Origin of the sequence: Arthrobacter sp. NicSoilB4 (genome assembly GCF_019977335.1) — a bacterium.
Lineage (GTDB): Bacteria > Actinomycetota > Actinomycetes > Actinomycetales > Micrococcaceae > Arthrobacter.
Map to the genome: position 1 here is coordinate 1,914,862 of NZ_AP024653.1, position 14,853 is coordinate 1,929,714.

At 67.9% G+C, this 14,853-nt stretch carries 15 protein-coding genes and 1 pseudogene; 8 read left to right on the forward strand and 8 right to left on the reverse strand.

Features of this window, described 5'->3' with window-relative positions:
* Nucleotides 1-40 precede the first annotated feature (40 nt).
* Together LDO13_RS08595 and LDO13_RS08600 are read right to left on the reverse strand one after the other, a co-directional pair.
* Complete coding sequence (locus LDO13_RS08595; RefSeq protein WP_224049570.1) at nucleotides 41-1,018, reverse strand: dienelactone hydrolase family protein; 978 nt, start codon at nucleotides 1,016-1,018, stop codon at nucleotides 41-43.
* A gap of 42 nt (nucleotides 1,019-1,060) precedes the next feature.
* On the reverse strand, nucleotides 1,061-1,828 hold the full coding sequence (locus LDO13_RS08600; RefSeq protein WP_224049571.1) for a TetR family transcriptional regulator: 768 nt from the start codon (nucleotides 1,826-1,828) through the stop codon (nucleotides 1,061-1,063).
* Between the two features lie 107 nt (nucleotides 1,829-1,935).
* Between LDO13_RS08600 and LDO13_RS08605 the strand changes: the two genes are divergently transcribed.
* From LDO13_RS08605 to LDO13_RS08620, 4 genes and pseudogenes are all read left to right on the forward strand, one after another.
* On the forward strand, nucleotides 1,936-2,646 hold the full coding sequence (locus LDO13_RS08605) for a DUF2306 domain-containing protein (RefSeq protein WP_224049572.1): 711 nt from the start codon (nucleotides 1,936-1,938) through the stop codon (nucleotides 2,644-2,646).
* Between the two features lie 117 nt (nucleotides 2,647-2,763).
* Nucleotides 2,764-3,777, forward strand: a complete 1,014-nt coding sequence (locus LDO13_RS08610) for a 2-oxoglutarate and iron-dependent oxygenase domain-containing protein (protein WP_224049573.1) — start codon at nucleotides 2,764-2,766, stop codon at nucleotides 3,775-3,777.
* A gap of 109 nt (nucleotides 3,778-3,886) precedes the next feature.
* Nucleotides 3,887-4,168 (forward strand): hypothetical protein, encoded by a 282-nt coding sequence (locus tag LDO13_RS08615; RefSeq protein ID WP_224049574.1) that lies wholly within the window; start codon nucleotides 3,887-3,889, stop codon nucleotides 4,166-4,168.
* A gap of 130 nt (nucleotides 4,169-4,298) precedes the next feature.
* A pseudogene (locus LDO13_RS08620) lies at nucleotides 4,299-5,761 on the forward strand (DUF222 domain-containing protein).
* Between the two features lie 76 nt (nucleotides 5,762-5,837).
* Here LDO13_RS08620 and LDO13_RS08625 read toward each other — a convergent pair.
* The 4 genes from LDO13_RS08625 to LDO13_RS08640 all read right to left on the reverse strand — a co-directional run bounded on the left by LDO13_RS08625 (nucleotide 5,838) and on the right by LDO13_RS08640 (nucleotide 7,755).
* Complete coding sequence (locus LDO13_RS08625) at nucleotides 5,838-6,359, reverse strand: hypothetical protein (RefSeq protein WP_224049575.1); 522 nt, start codon at nucleotides 6,357-6,359, stop codon at nucleotides 5,838-5,840.
* The gene (locus LDO13_RS08630) at nucleotides 6,352-6,861 is read right to left on the reverse strand and encodes a hypothetical protein (RefSeq protein WP_224049576.1); all 510 of its coding nucleotides are present in this window, start codon (nucleotides 6,859-6,861) and stop codon (nucleotides 6,352-6,354) included. The genes LDO13_RS08625 and LDO13_RS08630 overlap by 8 nt, the downstream gene beginning before the upstream one ends.
* A 43-nt stretch (nucleotides 6,862-6,904) precedes the next feature.
* The gene (locus LDO13_RS08635) at nucleotides 6,905-7,246 is read right to left on the reverse strand and encodes a DUF5655 domain-containing protein (RefSeq protein ID WP_224049577.1); all 342 of its coding nucleotides are present in this window, start codon (nucleotides 7,244-7,246) and stop codon (nucleotides 6,905-6,907) included.
* Between the two features lie 122 nt (nucleotides 7,247-7,368).
* Nucleotides 7,369-7,755: a hypothetical protein gene (locus LDO13_RS08640; RefSeq protein WP_224049578.1), complete on the reverse strand. Its 387-nt coding sequence runs from the start codon at nucleotides 7,753-7,755 to the stop codon at nucleotides 7,369-7,371.
* Nucleotides 7,756-8,014: 259 nt separating this feature from the next.
* Here LDO13_RS08640 and LDO13_RS08645 point away from each other — a divergent pair, with 259 nt between their 5' ends.
* On the forward strand, nucleotides 8,015-8,464 hold the full coding sequence (locus LDO13_RS08645; protein ID WP_224049579.1) for a universal stress protein: 450 nt from the start codon (nucleotides 8,015-8,017) through the stop codon (nucleotides 8,462-8,464).
* Nucleotides 8,465-8,529: 65 nt separating this feature from the next.
* Here the strand turns inward: LDO13_RS08645 and LDO13_RS08650 are convergent, their stop codons facing one another.
* A complete protein-coding gene (locus LDO13_RS08650; protein WP_224049580.1) occupies nucleotides 8,530-10,044 on the reverse strand; it encodes a CYTH and CHAD domain-containing protein in 1,515 nt (504 codons plus the stop codon).
* Between the two features lie 101 nt (nucleotides 10,045-10,145).
* Between LDO13_RS08650 and hrpB the strand changes: the two genes are divergently transcribed.
* The 3 genes from hrpB (at nucleotide 10,146) to LDO13_RS08665 (ending at nucleotide 13,487) form a co-directional block, all read left to right on the forward strand.
* Complete coding sequence (gene hrpB / locus LDO13_RS08655) at nucleotides 10,146-12,818, forward strand: ATP-dependent helicase HrpB (RefSeq protein ID WP_224049581.1); 2,673 nt, start codon at nucleotides 10,146-10,148, stop codon at nucleotides 12,816-12,818.
* Nucleotides 12,819-12,921: 103 nt separating this feature from the next.
* Nucleotides 12,922-13,194, forward strand: coding sequence for a hypothetical protein (locus LDO13_RS08660; protein WP_224049582.1), 273 nt, complete (start codon nucleotides 12,922-12,924; stop codon nucleotides 13,192-13,194).
* Nucleotides 13,191-13,487: a hypothetical protein gene (locus LDO13_RS08665; RefSeq protein WP_224049583.1), complete on the forward strand. Its 297-nt coding sequence runs from the start codon at nucleotides 13,191-13,193 to the stop codon at nucleotides 13,485-13,487. The genes LDO13_RS08660 and LDO13_RS08665 overlap by 4 nt, the downstream gene beginning before the upstream one ends.
* Here the strand turns inward: LDO13_RS08665 and LDO13_RS08670 are convergent.
* Nucleotides 13,478-14,800, reverse strand: a complete 1,323-nt coding sequence (locus LDO13_RS08670) for a nicotinate phosphoribosyltransferase (RefSeq protein ID WP_224049584.1) — start codon at nucleotides 14,798-14,800, stop codon at nucleotides 13,478-13,480. The two genes, LDO13_RS08665 and LDO13_RS08670, sit on opposite strands and share 10 nt — an antisense overlap.
* Nucleotides 14,801-14,853: the final 53 nt, after the last annotated feature.

Genomic DNA, 14,853 nt, shown 5'->3' on the forward strand with positions numbered 1-14,853 from the left:
AGCCATGTAAACCTTGGGTAAAAGCCGTTCAACGATGTCCTCAGACGTAGCGGGAGAACCAGGCCAGCGTGTCGTTCCAGGCGGCGGTGGCCTGGGCTTCGACGTAGCGCGCGCCGGTGTCATTGTGGAAGGCATGGTCGACGCCGGGATAGACGGTGAGCTGGTGGCGGACGTCCGTGGCTGCCAAGGCATCCCGGAGCGCCGGAAGGGCGCCGGTGATCCGTTGGTCCAGTTCGGCGTAGACGCCGAAGACCGCCGCTTTGATCGCCGGAACCTTTGCCAGGTCGGGGGAGGGTCCGTAGAACGCTGCGGTTGCCTTCAACCCGGTCAACTCCGTCGCGGCCTGCCAGGTGATGCCCCCGCCGAAGCAGTACCCCGTCATGGCGATCCGGCCCCGGTCGACGTAGTCCTTTGACTGCAGGTAGTCGAAAGCCGCGGCGAAGTCGGAGACGTGGCGTTGGGCGCCGGCCGCCGTCAGCGCTCCGGGGACGGCGTCGCGGTCCATCGTGGCTGTGCCTCCTTCCCTGCTCAGCAGGTCGAGCGCAAGGGCTGCGTAGCCGGCCTTGGCAAAGCGCCGTGCCACATCCTCGATGTGCGGGGTCAGCCCGCGATTCTCATGGCAGATCAGGACGGCAGGGCCGGGTCCGCCTGCCTCCGGCCGGGCGAGGTAGGCGCTGATGTCAGTCCCGCCGACAGGGAATCTCACTGTTTCCGTCACCAGGCCCGGAGCGCCCACTGGAACTGAGAGCGGGCTCTTGGCGCCCTCGACCGGGCCGGCGGAAACGGTGCCCGTTCCCGCGCCCGGCGACGACGTGCCGGGGGTGGGCATGGGATCGGTACTGCGCGGGACTTCCTCCGGTGTGCAACCCACCAGCAGCATCGCGGCCGACGCCGCGGCCATGCTGCCGGTGATAAAAGCCACCCTGCGCGTGAACGTGCGCTGGCTCATGGCGCCGGCGCGGTAATCGTCGAAGAATTCCTCGATCAGGTACTTCTCAAACTTGCCAAGCGTCGTCATGAGGGGCCTCCTGGAGTGTGCGCATATCCTCCTCCGAAGCGCCTATTCCGGCAAGGGCGCGCCTTGCTGCACCCCGGCCCCGTTGTGGTCCTGCTTCGCCTGCCTCGATGACCAGCCCCGTTCTTGCAGCCGCTCAAAGCCGTCCAGGAGCAGATCGAGGGCAAACTCGAACTCGAACTGGTCGTCGCAGCCGTGTCCGACAACCGAACCTTCGTCGTGGTGCGTCGAGGTGGCGATTGCCATGATGTTCGGATACCGCGCGGCCATCTGCTGGAACATTTCGGCCTGGGCGTCCGGCGGCACCGCTGCCGGGGACTCCGCCGTCGTTCCCGCCGGGTCGTCGAACAGCTCCTGGGTGAAGCCCCACATACGGCCGCCGAGGGCATGCATCACGTGGTGCGTGAGGTCCGCCGAGAAGCCGCCAGCCAAGAACATGCCCGTAAATGATTCCATGTAGTCAAGGACGGCAGGCGTCTTGTTGGTACGGGATTCAATGGCTTGACGGGCCCACGGATGCCGCTGCAGTGACCGCCTCGCCGAGAGTACCCGCAACCGGACGGCGCTCTTCCAGTCCGCATCGGGCACCGGGGGATCGATCTCGCCGATGAGGTTCGCGACCATCCCGTCGAGAAGTTCCTCTTTGTTGGCGACGTGCTTGTACAGCGCCATAGGGACCACGCCGAGCTCCTCGGCGAGCCGGCGCATGCTGAGCGACTCGAAGCCCACTTCATCAGCGAGGGCAACAGCGGCCCGCAGCACCCGGTCCCGGTTCAAGGGCGTGCGGCGTGTTGCCTCCAACTGCTGAGTCATCCCGACAACCTTTCCCTAGCGGCCCACTCTTGACAAGTGTACTCCGTACACCTAGCGTACGAGTCAGCGGTGTACGCCGTACACTACCCGAACCGAGGAGCAGGCTCATGCCAACAAAACCAAATGGTGCCCTCCAAGCCGCCAAGCGTCCCCGGCCCCGGTGGTCCGTGCCGACCGGCCTGATCCTCCTAAGCCTCATCCCGGTGATTGCTGGTGCGGCGCGGCTGACAGAGCTGACCGGGGGAGCTGCCATCACGCCGCAGAACGCACGGTTTTTTGCCTCGCCGGTTCCGGTGGTGGTCCACATTGTCAGCGTCACCGTCTACAGCCTGCTCGGCGCGTTCCAGTTCGTTCCGGCGCTGCGGGGCGGGCGCGGCTGGCACCGCAGCGCCGGAAGTGTTCTCATTCCCGCCGGCCTGCTTGCAGCGCTCTCCGGCCTGTGGATGTCGGCGTTCTACGCGCTCCCGGATGGCGGCACCGATGTTCCGATCCGGCTGTTCTTCGGCTCGGCGATGCTCGTCAGCTTTATTCTCGGGATTGTTGCGGTCCGGCGCCGGGACTTCGTCCGGCACGGTGCGTGGATGACGCGCGGCTATGCAATCGGCGTCGGCGCTGGAACCCAGGCCCTGGTCATCTCCGGCTGGCTGCTCCTCGTGGGCACGCCGGGCGAGCTGACCCGGGCGCTGCTGATGGCGGCCGCCTGGGTGATGAACCTCGCGGTGGCCGAGTACGTCATTCGTCGAAGATCACGGAGCTCCGCACGGACGCGCGGTCCTGCCGGCCGCTCCGTCCGGACTGTTGCAGGGATCGTGCGGTGAAGGCTCGAGGCAAATGTCTTAATTCGACATAAGAATGCCTTCCAGGGAGGCTGGCTCCGTAATATTGAAGCAATTACGGTCCCCGGCTTGCCAAGTTCATCGAAAAGGACTAATAGATTGCCACTCGAATCATTGCCCGTCCTGGATTTCTCCCGCTTGAGTGCCGGCCCGGAGGAAGCCACGCGCTTCCGGAACGACCTGCGCGACGCCATGCACGAGGTGGGCTTCCTCTACCTGTCAGGGCATGGGATCCCGCAGGAGCTGACAGATTCCATGCTGGATGTGTCCCGACGCTTCTTCGAGCTCCCCGAAGAGCAAAAGCTCGCGGTTGAGAACGTCCACAGCCCGCAGTTCCGCGGGTATACGAGGGTTGGCGGCGAGCTTACGGACGGTGCGGTCGACTGGCGCGAGCAGATCGATATCGGCGTCGAGCGTGCCGCAGTGGAGCCGGGTCCCGGCGTCGCTGACTATTGGCGTCTGGAAGGACCCAACCTTTGGCCTGACGCGCTGCCCGAAATGCGGGAGGTTGTCACCGAGTGGACCGAACGGTTGAGTACCATCTCGTTGACTCTCCTGCGTGCCTTGGCGGTCTCCCTGGGTGCGCCTGAAGACACCTTCGATGCTGCCTTCGCCGAACGGGCCTTTCCACTTCTCAAGATCGTGCGGTATCCGGGGGAGTCCAACCCGGAGCCCAAGCAGGGGGTTGGCGCCCACCGCGACGGCGGGGTCCTGACGCTGCTGCTTGTGGAGCCCGGCAAGGGCGGACTCCAAGTCGAGTACCAGGGACAATGGATCGACGCTCCCCAGGTTCCGGGCACGTTCGTGGTCAATATCGGCGAAATGCTCGAACTGGCAACCAACGGCTACCTCAAGGCGACGCTACACCGGGTGATCTCCCCATTGCGCGGCACGGACCGGGTTTCCCTTCCGTTCTTCTTCAACCCGGCCCTGGATGCGACGATGCCGCAGCTTGCCGTGAGCCCGGAGTTCCGGGCCAAAGCCCGCGGCTTGTCCGTCGATCCGACCAACAGCCCGATTCTTGAAACCTATGGCGACAACGCGCTCCGCTACCGGCTGCGGGCACACCCCAACGTCGTTGCCGAACACCACTCGGATCTGCAGGCCAGCTGACCCTTCTGGTTGACCTTCCCGGCTGCGGTGCGCTGCAGCCGGGAGGTCCGGCCGGTGGGGACGGTTAGACTCCGGGTGTCAGCGCTGGTCGATGTCCTCTGGGGGAAGCGTGTTCAATCGCAGCCAAATCACCTTCATGCTGGGAATAGTCCTGGTTGCCGTCGGTGTAGCAGTCGCCTTTGCCGTCCGTGTCTTGTCCCTTGTCCGATACATGCACCTCGAAGCCCTTGGCCTCGACGTGGATCCTGCCGTGGGCGCGGAACTGTTCCGCCAGATTGTCGCGCCAACTATGGCAGAACGGACGTTCTTTTACGTGTCGGCAGGCCTCGTCCCGGTTGGCTTGGTCCTGCTGATCCTTGCTTGGCGAGATCGCTCGCGGCCTGCCCGCTAGTCCCCGTGGGATGGCGGAATTCAAGACACAAGAAGCGTCGACGCGGCGGCCCCAACAGCCAGCGACCAGCAGTAAATTGACGCCGTGGAGACAGCCGAAAATTGTCGTAGGTGCCCGATAGTGTCTTTTCATGGACGGCAATCAGGGGCCCGACGAGGCTCCGGCAGCAGCTGGCACGGTGACGGTCGCGGAGGTGGTCCGGGCGCTGGCCGCTGTCCGGCCCGCGGGTGACAGTGCCGGGCTGATCAGTCAGCTCCGGGAACTGGAAGACCTGAAGTCCGTTGCGGCCGCGTCGCAGGCCCGGATCTCCGTCGAATTTGATTTGCGCCAGCGCCGGGAACAGGCCGACGCCGGAATGCCCGCGGCGGAACTGGGGGCCGGGGTCGCCGCGCAGATCGCACTCGCCCGGCGGGAATCCCCCGCCAAGGGCGGACGGCTCCTCGGGCTGGCGAAGGCCCTGGTGACCGAAATGCCGCACACCCTCGCGGCGCTGGAGACAGGGCAGGTCAACGAATGGCGCGCCACCCTGCTGGTCCGGGAAACCGCCTGCCTGTCGCCGGAGGACCGGGCCGCCGTCGACGAGGAACTCGCCCCCGACACCGGAACATTCGACGGCGCCGGGGACCGGGCCATCATCGCCGCCGCCCGCACCGCCGCGTACCGGCGGGACCCGCGCACCGTCACCCAGCGGGCCAGCCACGCCGCCACCGAACGGCACGTCAGTCTCCGCCCCGCCCCGGACACCATGTGCTACCTCACCGCCCTGCTCCCCGCCTCGGCCGGCGTCGCGATGTACGCGGCCCTCACCCGGCACGCCGATACCCTGCGTTCCGCCGGGGACCCCCGCACCAGCGGGCAGCTTATGGCAGATGCCCTCGTCGAACGCACCACCGGCACCCCCGGCGGGGTCACCGGCGTCGAGATCCAGCTCGTTCTGACCGACCGCACCCTCCTCCAGGGTGACAGCGAACCCGCCCGCCTCCCCGGCTACGGGATCGTCCCCGCCGGCTGGGCCCGCGAACTGCTCACAGGCGCCGGGAACCCCGCGGAGGCCGGCGGCGGAAGCAAAGGCAGCGATACCGGCGCTGACACCGCCTCGCGGCAGGCCCTGAACGTCTGGCTCCGGCGGCTCTACACCGCGCCCGGCACCGGGGAACTGGTCGCGATGGACTCCGCGCCCGGATCTTCCCGCCCGGACTCCGCCGCCTCATCCAGGTCCGGGACAACACCTGCCGCACACCGTACTGCGACGCCCCCATCCGGCACCTGGACCACATCATCCCCTGGCACCACGGTGGCCAAACCACCCACAGTAACGGCGCCGGACTCTGCGAAGCCTGCAACCACACCAAAGAAACCTCCGGCTGGACCGTCAAACCCCAGCAAGGCCCCAGACACACTATCGAAATCACAACCCCCACCGGGCACAGCTGCCACTCCACCGCACCACCGCTGCCGGGGACGATGCTGAACGGTCCACCCCTGCACGGGTCCGCCCGTCCGGCGGTCCAAGCGAGCAATCACAGCCGCAAACTCCGGCATCTCGCGAAGTCGCTCAAACGTGCCGGCATCCGACAGGCCTTGGCCGCTTAGGGCGCGGCGGCGGTGCCTTCGGGGAGGCTTCCTGGCCATGGCAGGGGACGGGCCCGCGTATCGCGGCCACCGGGGCCTACCGGATGATGGTCAGCGGCCTCGTCGGTATCACGCAGGAAACCCGTTCAAGCGTGAGGGCCGCTCCGGCACCGGGAACCCGGTTGTTCCTGCCGGTGTCATCGCACCAGTCGATGTTGAAGGGCATCGCCGTGATGCCCGCCTCTCCGGCGGCCGTCCCGGCCGGCACGTCAAAGCCGTAACCGAAGCTGCCACCGTCGTTCATCGGGGCGGTCGCGGTCAACACTTGCACGCCGGCGGCGTCGGTCACGGTCACCTGGATCCGGGCATTCCCGCCATAGCGCGGGTTGCAGACGGCGTCAGGCGCCGTCACCGTCACCCGCTCGCCCGGTTTCGCGCTCGACGGCGCGACGGAGAATGCCGGCGGGAAACAGGGTGGCTCAGCATTCCCGGGGATGGAGGATGCGCAACCGGACTGCGCGGATGCCAGCAGGACGACGCACGCCGGCAGGGCCGCCAGGGACCGGGGGCGACGGCGGGGGAGAGGACGCCCGGGAACGGCCGCCAGGACTTCACGCATTGCGGAGCCTCTTCTGTAACCCGGCAGTTTGCAGGAGGGCCAGCGCCAGGAGGGCCAGCAATGCGAGGCCGCTTGCCGCATAGAGCATTCCGCCCCAGGGGGCATGGTCGCCTCCTGATGTGGCGAACGCATCAGCGATTCCCATGCCGCCAGTAAACGCCACGAACATATGGGATGGCGCAGCGAGGACGAGCAACGCCAAATAGCCGGAGACAACTTGGCGCGGGCGTGGAGCTCTCTCAAGGATCGTGCCGATCAGCCCAACCACGGCCAAGGCGACCCCGACAGCACTCCAGGCGATCACGCGCGGTGCCCCCAGGGTCTCGCCGGCACTCTCCAGGGCTGCGTAGATTTCGCTAAGACTTGCGCCCGGGACCGCGGCCAGCGGATTCCATACGAGGATCTGGTAGGCACCGGCGATCGAATACGCGGTCAGCACCGCCGACCCCACAACGGCTGCAAGGACCGCCCGCCGCTTTGGAACACTTCCCCCTTGATCCATGGGCACAAGCTACCACCGGACGGCTATCGCTAGGTCAGCCAGCTCAGGCGGTGTGGGCATATCCTTCGCTGATCCATGTGAGCAGTTCGACATCGATCTCTGCAGGGTCCTTTAGGATGACTTCGTTATGCCACCGGTTGGCCGACACGCGCTCGGCTCGGTGAATCCGTGTCGATTCGAGTTCCCTGGTCAGGACAATATTGACCAATATCCCGCCACGGCGGGGATGGATACCAAGAAAAGCCCGTCCGTGGGCCACGTGGAACGACGACGCGTTCTCCTGCAGCTCACACTCGTCCAGTGCAGAAATCTTGTCCATAAGCGCACCGTAAACGCCGGACGAAATCGGGTCACCATCAATGCGTTCTCTTGCCGTGCGAGCCATCCAGCCAGCATACGACAGGCAGACACGGCAGTCCTCAGGTGCGGCCGGAAATAGCTGTTCCGCAGGGGACACCAATGCTAGACATACTCAACCAGCGGGCGGCTTGGCCGGAGTGAAACCCGTCAATGGAGCGAGATGGTGAGATAGAGAGCCGTAAGAACCAGGACGGTGGGTGTCATGATGAGCCGTTCCGGTTTGCTGCGGGAGATCCCGTTCATGACGATGCCGAGTGCGAAGTATGCGGTGAGGACCCACGCGGAGACGCTTGTGACGGTGTCGTTGATGAGTGGTGGTGCCAAGTCAGCCTTGGCAAGGGCGGTGTAGGCGAAAAGAGCGTACAAGGCGACGGACGCGGCGCTGGCCACCCTCAGTTTCTTCGGAAGTACTGTGTGTCCTCCGCCCCAGGCCATCCTCCCCAGTGGCGCCCCGGCAGCGAGGGCGGCCTGGAAAATCGCCAGGCCGGCCAGGATCGCGCATGCCAGAAGTGCGGAAAGTTGATCTAAAGCCATCAGGAACTCATCCTCCGTGGAACTGCAGGGGCGGCATCGTGGCAGCCGTTGCCGCAAAAATAGCAGTACCCTCCGCGAAAGTCGGGGAAGCGGAGCGCTTGTACCTGCCTTCACGGCGAAACGCGCTGGGCTCGATTCCGGGCGATGGCTATCCTGACCCTATGGACGTGCTGGCAGCACCGGGCGCAGGCCTACTCTGATGGGATCCTCCCATAACAATCGCCCGTCCGGGGCCGGCAATGAGTGGCTGGTTGGCCCCGTGGTTCTGGGAGTAGCGTGGGAACCGTCCGGGAACGTGATCCGGGCCGGCGCCGCTCTTGCTGCCCGGCTGAACGCACACCTGATTTGTGCATTCGTGGACCCTGCCAGCTATCTCACCGAATGGGAACCCGCCGGTTCAAGGACAAGCGCATCCCTGGATCCCGCCGTCAAGAGTGAGACCGACTTCCCCTCCAGCCATGTGCGCGACGGACTCCAGGCAATCCTGGGACCGCCCGGAGAGGAATGGACGTTCAGGGTGCTGAACGGCGCTGTTGCCCAGGCACTTTGCCGGCTGGCGGACAGCACGGACGCCTCGTTGCTGATCGTCGGAGGGCAACGTCCCGGCCGACTCGCTGCCATGGAACGGATCCTGGAGGGATCGGTGAGTGCGGAGTTGGCCAGACTGCAATCCAGGCCAGTCCTGGTGATTCCAGTTCTGGACGCGTAACCGGCACGCCGCGGCCGGATGCGCTGCCGTCCGGCGTCGTGATCTAAATCCGGGCGCACGGCCGCCTATTTCCAACGGAACGGCTCCGGGGGCGACATGCTCCACGTGCGGAAGAACCGCTCGCGGGATTCCTCGCCAGCCACTTGCTCCAGGGCATGCAGCCGGCCGTAGGTGAACGCGGCTTTTCCGCGATGGTTCGCCGCCAGCTCCCGCAGCCGGTCCCGGGTGACAACGCTGTCATGGTGATCACCCAGGCTCTCCTGGATCTCCTCCGCAGCCCGGGCGAGCGTCGTTGCCCGCTTCCCGAAAATCGGGACCGCCGCTTCCGCCGCGTAGCGCAGCCGCTTGGCGCTCTTTCGGACCTCATGGAGTGCCGCATCCGTGGCTGGACTTGCGGAGTCGGTATCGAGGGCCAGTACCTCCTTCTTCAGGCGCTTGCGCTCCCTCGACACGAGCCGGCCCACCGTCTGAAGCGCGTCCGTCCCGGCGGCGTCGGTCAGCGGCGGTTCCCTGAGAAAGGCATCCAGCGAATCGAGCAGGCGGAAGTAGCGGGCACTCCTCAGCGCGGCAAGGCCCTTCGTGCGTGCACTATGGGCTGCAGCCTCGAAGTGCTCCTCGATCTGCTGCGCAACCGGACCCATCAAGAGGTCCGGCGGTTCGGCACCGATCAGGCCCAGCAGCCGGGCCTGCATCACCTCGTTGTCCCGGGCCTCACCCACGGTTCCGGCCAGCCATTGAAGCTCTGAGCGCAGCGATCGGGTGACGTCGGGGTCGGCAAGTTTCCGGAAGGTGGCCAGCGCGGACCGGATCCGCCGCGCGGCCACCCGGAGCTGGTGGACGGAGTCCGGGGCATCCTCCCGGACGCCGGGGTCATTTCTTTTCAAGGCCTCGACCTGCTTGGCCAAATAAGAAAGCAGCACCGCCGACGCCGGGCCCTCGGGCTCCGGCCCGGGTGCCGGTTTGACCCCCTGAGGGTACTGTCCGCCCAGGCCGCGGGCGAGTTTGGATGGCAGCGCCGACGGATGATGGCCCGCCGCCGCGAGCAGGGTATCGGCGCCCTTGAGCAACTTCCTGGGCCCGTCGATAAGTTCAATTTCCCATTCCCGCCACGCCGTGTGGGATTGCGGCTCCAACAGGGTCTCGGAATCCACCCGGTCATCGCTGAAGTCAGCAAGGGCCGTCCCGTCGGACGCAAAAAGGCGCTGCGTGGTGCGCCGGGTCTTCAGCCTCGCAACCGGAATCACGTCCTGATCCCTCGTATGGACCTGGACGAGTTGTCGCAGCCGCCGGGGCACCGATTCCGGGTCTTTGCCCAACCGCCCCGTGAATTCCTGCCGTTCCCCAACCGCCACGGGGAGTTTCAGGTGCCATCCGGCATCGTGTCCGCCGGTCCGCCGGCGCAGCGTGATTCCGCGGGAAGCCAGCGTCAGGCCCGCGGTATCGAAATAGACGGCGTCGAGGGCTTCCTCTTCGGGTGACCCCGCCCGGTCCACACCCGGCAACGACTCCAGGACCGGCAGTTTGTCGTCCTCGCCGACGTCGTATTTGCGCTCCACTTCGAGCATTCCGGAGTCGGTCATGGCCAAGGGTAGGCCCTGTGGACCGGGGGCCGCATGAGCCGAAAGTCCCGCATGAGCCCCGGAAGGATCCGGTGCCCCTGCTTTGTAGGCACAATGGAAGCGTGACTTCTCCGGCCGTTCCGCTGCCCCCTGCTCCCGCCCCCTTCGACCTGGGGGTTATCGGGGCCGGCCTGGCATTCGCGCACTCTCTCGGTGAGCTGGCTGACGCGCTACGGGCCGGAGCCCCTGGTGCGACCGCCGTGGTGCAGGCGCCGCCGGGCACGGGCAAGACAACCCTCGTTCCGCCGGTGCTGGCCAACCTCGCCCTGGGTGCCACCCCGCAGCCGGGCCGGGAGGGCAGCCCGCGGATCATCGTCACCCAGCCGCGGCGGGTCGCCGCCCGTTCGGCGGCACGCCGTCTCGCTGCGCTGGACGGCAGCAAGCTGGGGGACCGTGTGGGGTACACGGTCCGCGGCGAACGCCAGGCCGGGCCGGACACCCTGATCGAATTTGTCACGCCGGGCATCCTGTTGAACCGCCTGCTCGCGGATCCGGGACTGGAAACAGCCAGCGCCGTCATCCTCGACGAAGTGCACGAACGCGGCCTCGAGACGGACCTGCTGCTCGGCATGCTCAACGAAGTCCGCCAGCTGCGCGGGGATCTCGCCCTCGTCGCCATGTCCGCCACGCTCGACGCGCCGCGCTTCGCCGCCCTGATCGGAGGCGGTGGGGTGTCCGGGGACGCAGCGGAGAACGACGGCGGCGGGCCTGCGACCGTCGTCGACTGTCCGTCCGCTCTGTACCCGCTTGAAGTCGACTGGGTTCCGGCCGCGGTGCCGAGGCTGGATGAACGCGGGGTGACACGCGCCTTCCTGGAGCACGTGGCGGATACTGCCGCTGCATCGCACGCGGAAGCGCTGGCGTCAGGCCGGGACATTGACGCCCTGGTATTCGTTCCGGGAGCGTGGGAAGTGTCCTATGTGGCGGGCCGACTGCGCGGCCGGACACGAGCGGAGATCCTGGAACTGCACGGACAGATCGGCCCCGCCGAACAGGACCGTGCCGTCTCGGGGCGGGAACCCGGCGGCAGCCCCCGGATCATCGTGGCGACGTCGCTTGCCGAATCCTCGTTGACCGTCCCGGGGGTCCGGCTGGTCGTCGACTCGGGGCTGTCCCGGGAGCCCCGACGCGATGCGAGCCGGGGCATGTCCGGACTCGTTAACGTGTCCTGCTCCCGTGCGTCCGCCGAACAGCGCGCCGGGCGCGCGGCCCGCCAGGGACCCGGCCGTGTGGTCCGCTGCTACGACCAGAAGTCCTACGGCGCCGCCCCTGCCCACCCGACGCCGGAAATCGCCGTCGCGGACCTCACCGGCGCCGCCCTGGTCCTGGCCTGCTGGGGATCGCCCGGCGGCCGCGGGCTGTCATTGCCCGACGCCCCGCCGCGGGCCGCGATGGACGAAGCAGTGGAGGTGCTGCGGGAACTTGGTGCGGTAGGTGCGGAAGGCACTGCCACGGTTCTTGGCAAGGCGCTGGCCCGGGTTCCCGCCGACCCCCGGCTGGCCCGGGCCTTGCTGGACGGAGCCGCCGCCGTGGGGAACCGCGCCGCCGCGGAAGCCGTCGCCCTGGTCACCGGGGACCAGCGGGCCCCCGGGGCTGATCTTCCGCGCCTCCTGGCGGCCCTGCGCACGGGAAAGGATCCGGCGTCCCGGCGCTGGACGGAGGACGTCCGGCGGATGGAGACGATCGCCCGCCAGGAACGGTCCGGCGTCGCCTCCCCTCCCGCAACGGCGGTGACCGCGGCGGAGGCGGCCGGCTACGTCGTCGCCCTCGCATTCCCGGACCGTGTCGGGCGCAGGGTGCCGGGCGACGGGCCGGAGCGCTACCTGCTCACCTCCGGGACGCGGGCCGGGCTTCCGGCCGGAAGTTCCCTGTCGGGGCACGAATGGCTTGCCGTCGCGGAAGTGTCCCGGGCCCAGGGGCGGGACGCAGCCGGTACCGGCGCCGTCATCCGTTCTGCGGCGCCGCTGACGGCGGACACGGCCGAGGCCGCCGCCCGGCACCTCCTGGCCGACACTGTGGAGGCCCGGTTCGGCCAGGGCAGGGTCACCGCCCGGAAGGAGCGCCGGCTGGGCGCGATCGTGCTGTCCTCCACCCCGGTGCGCCCCTCAGCCGCCGATGGCCGGGCGGCGGTTGCCCGGGCGCTGGAGAAGGACGGGCTGGGAAGCATTGGATGGTCGACGGCGGCGGACGCCTTGCGCCGGCGGCTCGCCCTGGTGCGCCGGGGACTGGGGGACCCGTGGCCGGACGTGTCCGAGCCGGCGCTGCTGGCCCGGCTCGACGAGTGGCTGGCTCCCGAACTTGAAGCGCTGGCCGGCGGGGCTGCCACGAGCGGCATTGATCTGGCGGAGCCTCTGCGGCGCCTCCTGCCGTGGCCCGACGCCGGCCTGCTCGGGGAGCTGGTGCCGGAACGGCTTGAAGTGCCGAGCGGCTCCTGGGTGAAAATCGACTACCCGGCGGTGGAGGACGACGGCGGCCGCCCGGTGGTGGCCGTCAAGCTGCAGGAATGCTTCGGGTGGGACCGGACGCCTCGGCTGGTGGGCGGACGCGTGCCGGTGTTGTTCCACCTATTGTCGCCCGCGCGGCGGCCACTGGCCGTGACGGACGACCTCGCCTCGTTCTGGTCGGGCCCCTATGCGCAGGTCCGCGCCGAGATGCGGGGCCGGTACCCCCGGCATCCGTGGCCGGAGGATCCGTGGACGGCGCCGGCGACCGCCAGGACCAAGAGCAGGGGCTGATTCCGGGCGGCTGTTACGGCATTGTGACGTGGCTCACGGCGTGTTGGGTATCCTGATAGCGGTCAGGAAGTCGGCCGTTCATGCGTTACAGGGGATATTTATTATGACCAACAAACTCGACATCACCGTCGCTGTCGATCTCAGTTCAGAGTCTGCCCTCGTGTCACCGCAGGGGAAACTCACCGTTCGAAACGTTCCAAGCCTCATCGCAGTCGCCCGCCGGGCCGGCTCCTTCGGGTATGGCCTCGACACCGTCGTGGATCTGCGGAAGCTGACCGCTGCAGAGCCTGAAGCCGTAGCAATGATCCGTGATTCGGGCTGGCAGGGGAGCCACCTGCTGGGCGCCGGCAAGGCCGGCCGGGTGCGTGCGGCATGAGCCCCGAGACCGCCGCCGGGTACGGTTCCCCGGCGCATGGCCACAGGGCTGAGCTGATTTTCGATTCCTTCCGCCGCTGGCCACTGGTGCCCTCCTCGCAGCTGGTGCGGCTCCGCTCGGCGTTGCTGCAGTGCGTCGAGCTGGCGTCACCGGATAACGGCCGGGATCTCTCGGAGTCGGCCGGAAGACTGCTCCAGCTCGTCACGGACGAACTGGAGCGCCGTTTCGACATGCCTGGGCCCGCGGTCCTGCCGGCGGGGTTCCGGCGGGCGCGGCGGCTCCCTCACGCGTAGACGGTAGGGATGGCGGGGTCGCCCCGCTGTAACCGGTTCACGACGGCGGGCAACTCGGCCATCGTGTCGGCGTGCCGGCGCCGGGCCCTCGCCACGGCCTCCGGCCCGGTCCAGCCTGGCAGGAGCTCTCCGTCCCGGATGAACTGCCGCAACAGAGGCCTCCCGTTGGGTTCCTCCGCGGGCGGGTGGCCAACGCCGAGGACCTCATGAGTGGCTGTGCCCGATCCGTCGAGCCTGCGCACCGCATGCTTCCTGCCGCCGACGTTGATCTTGTTCTTGGAGCTCTTGGCCACCGCAACGAACTCCCCGGCGTCGTTGGTGCGGCTGACGAGTTTGTAGACCATCCCTGCGGTGGGGGCGCCGGAGCCCGTGACCAGCGCCGTGCCGATCCCATACGCGTCGGCCGGGGCGGCCCGGAGGGCCGCGACGGAGTATTCGTCGAGGTCGGACGTGACGACGATCTTCGTGTGCACGTTGCCCAGGCTGTCCAGCAGCTCACGGACCCACTTCGCCTGGGCCACCAGGTCGCCGGAATCGAGCCGCACCGCGCCCAGTTTGTCCCCGGCGAGCTCGACGGCGGTCCGGACGGCCGCTTCGACGTCGTAGGTGTCCACCAGCAGTGTGGTCCCGGGCCCCAGCGAGTCCAGTTGCGCCCGGAACGCGTCGCGTTCGGTGTCGTGCAGGAGCGTGAATGAATGAGCGGCCGTGCCGACCGTCCGGAGGCCGTACCGCCGGCCGGCCTCCAGGTTCGACGTCGCCTCGAAGCCGGCGATGACGGCGGCGCGGGCAGCGGCCGCGGCGGCCTCCTCCTGGGCGCGGCGTGAACCCATTTCAATGCAGGGCCGGCCGCCCGCCGCGCTGACCATCCGGGAGGCGGCAGAGGCAATGGCGCTGTCATGGTTAAGGACGGACAGTACAAAGGTTTCCAGGATGCAGGCCTCGGCGAAGGTGGATTCCACGATCAGGACGGGGGAGTAGGGGAAGTACGCTTCCCCCTCCGGGTAGCCCCAGACGTCGCCGGAAAACCGGAAGTCGGCGAGGCGGGCCAGCGTATCCGTATTGACGACGCCGGTCCGGTCCAGGAAGTCCAGCTCCGGCGGGCCGAAACGGAACCGGGCGATGCCGTCCAGCAGCCGACCGGTCCCGGCTACGATCCCGTACCGTCGGCCCTCCGGCAGTCCGCGGGCGAAGGCCTCGAACACTGTCCTGCGTTCCGCGGCCCCGGAATGGAGGGCCGCCTGCAGCATGGTCAGTTCGTAATGGTCGGTGTAGAGCGACGTGACGGGGCAGTCCCGGGCCTGCGTGGTGTCCATGATTAACCGTAGTCCTCCGAGGTCAGGCGGGGTGCGATCCCGCCGTCCTGCCT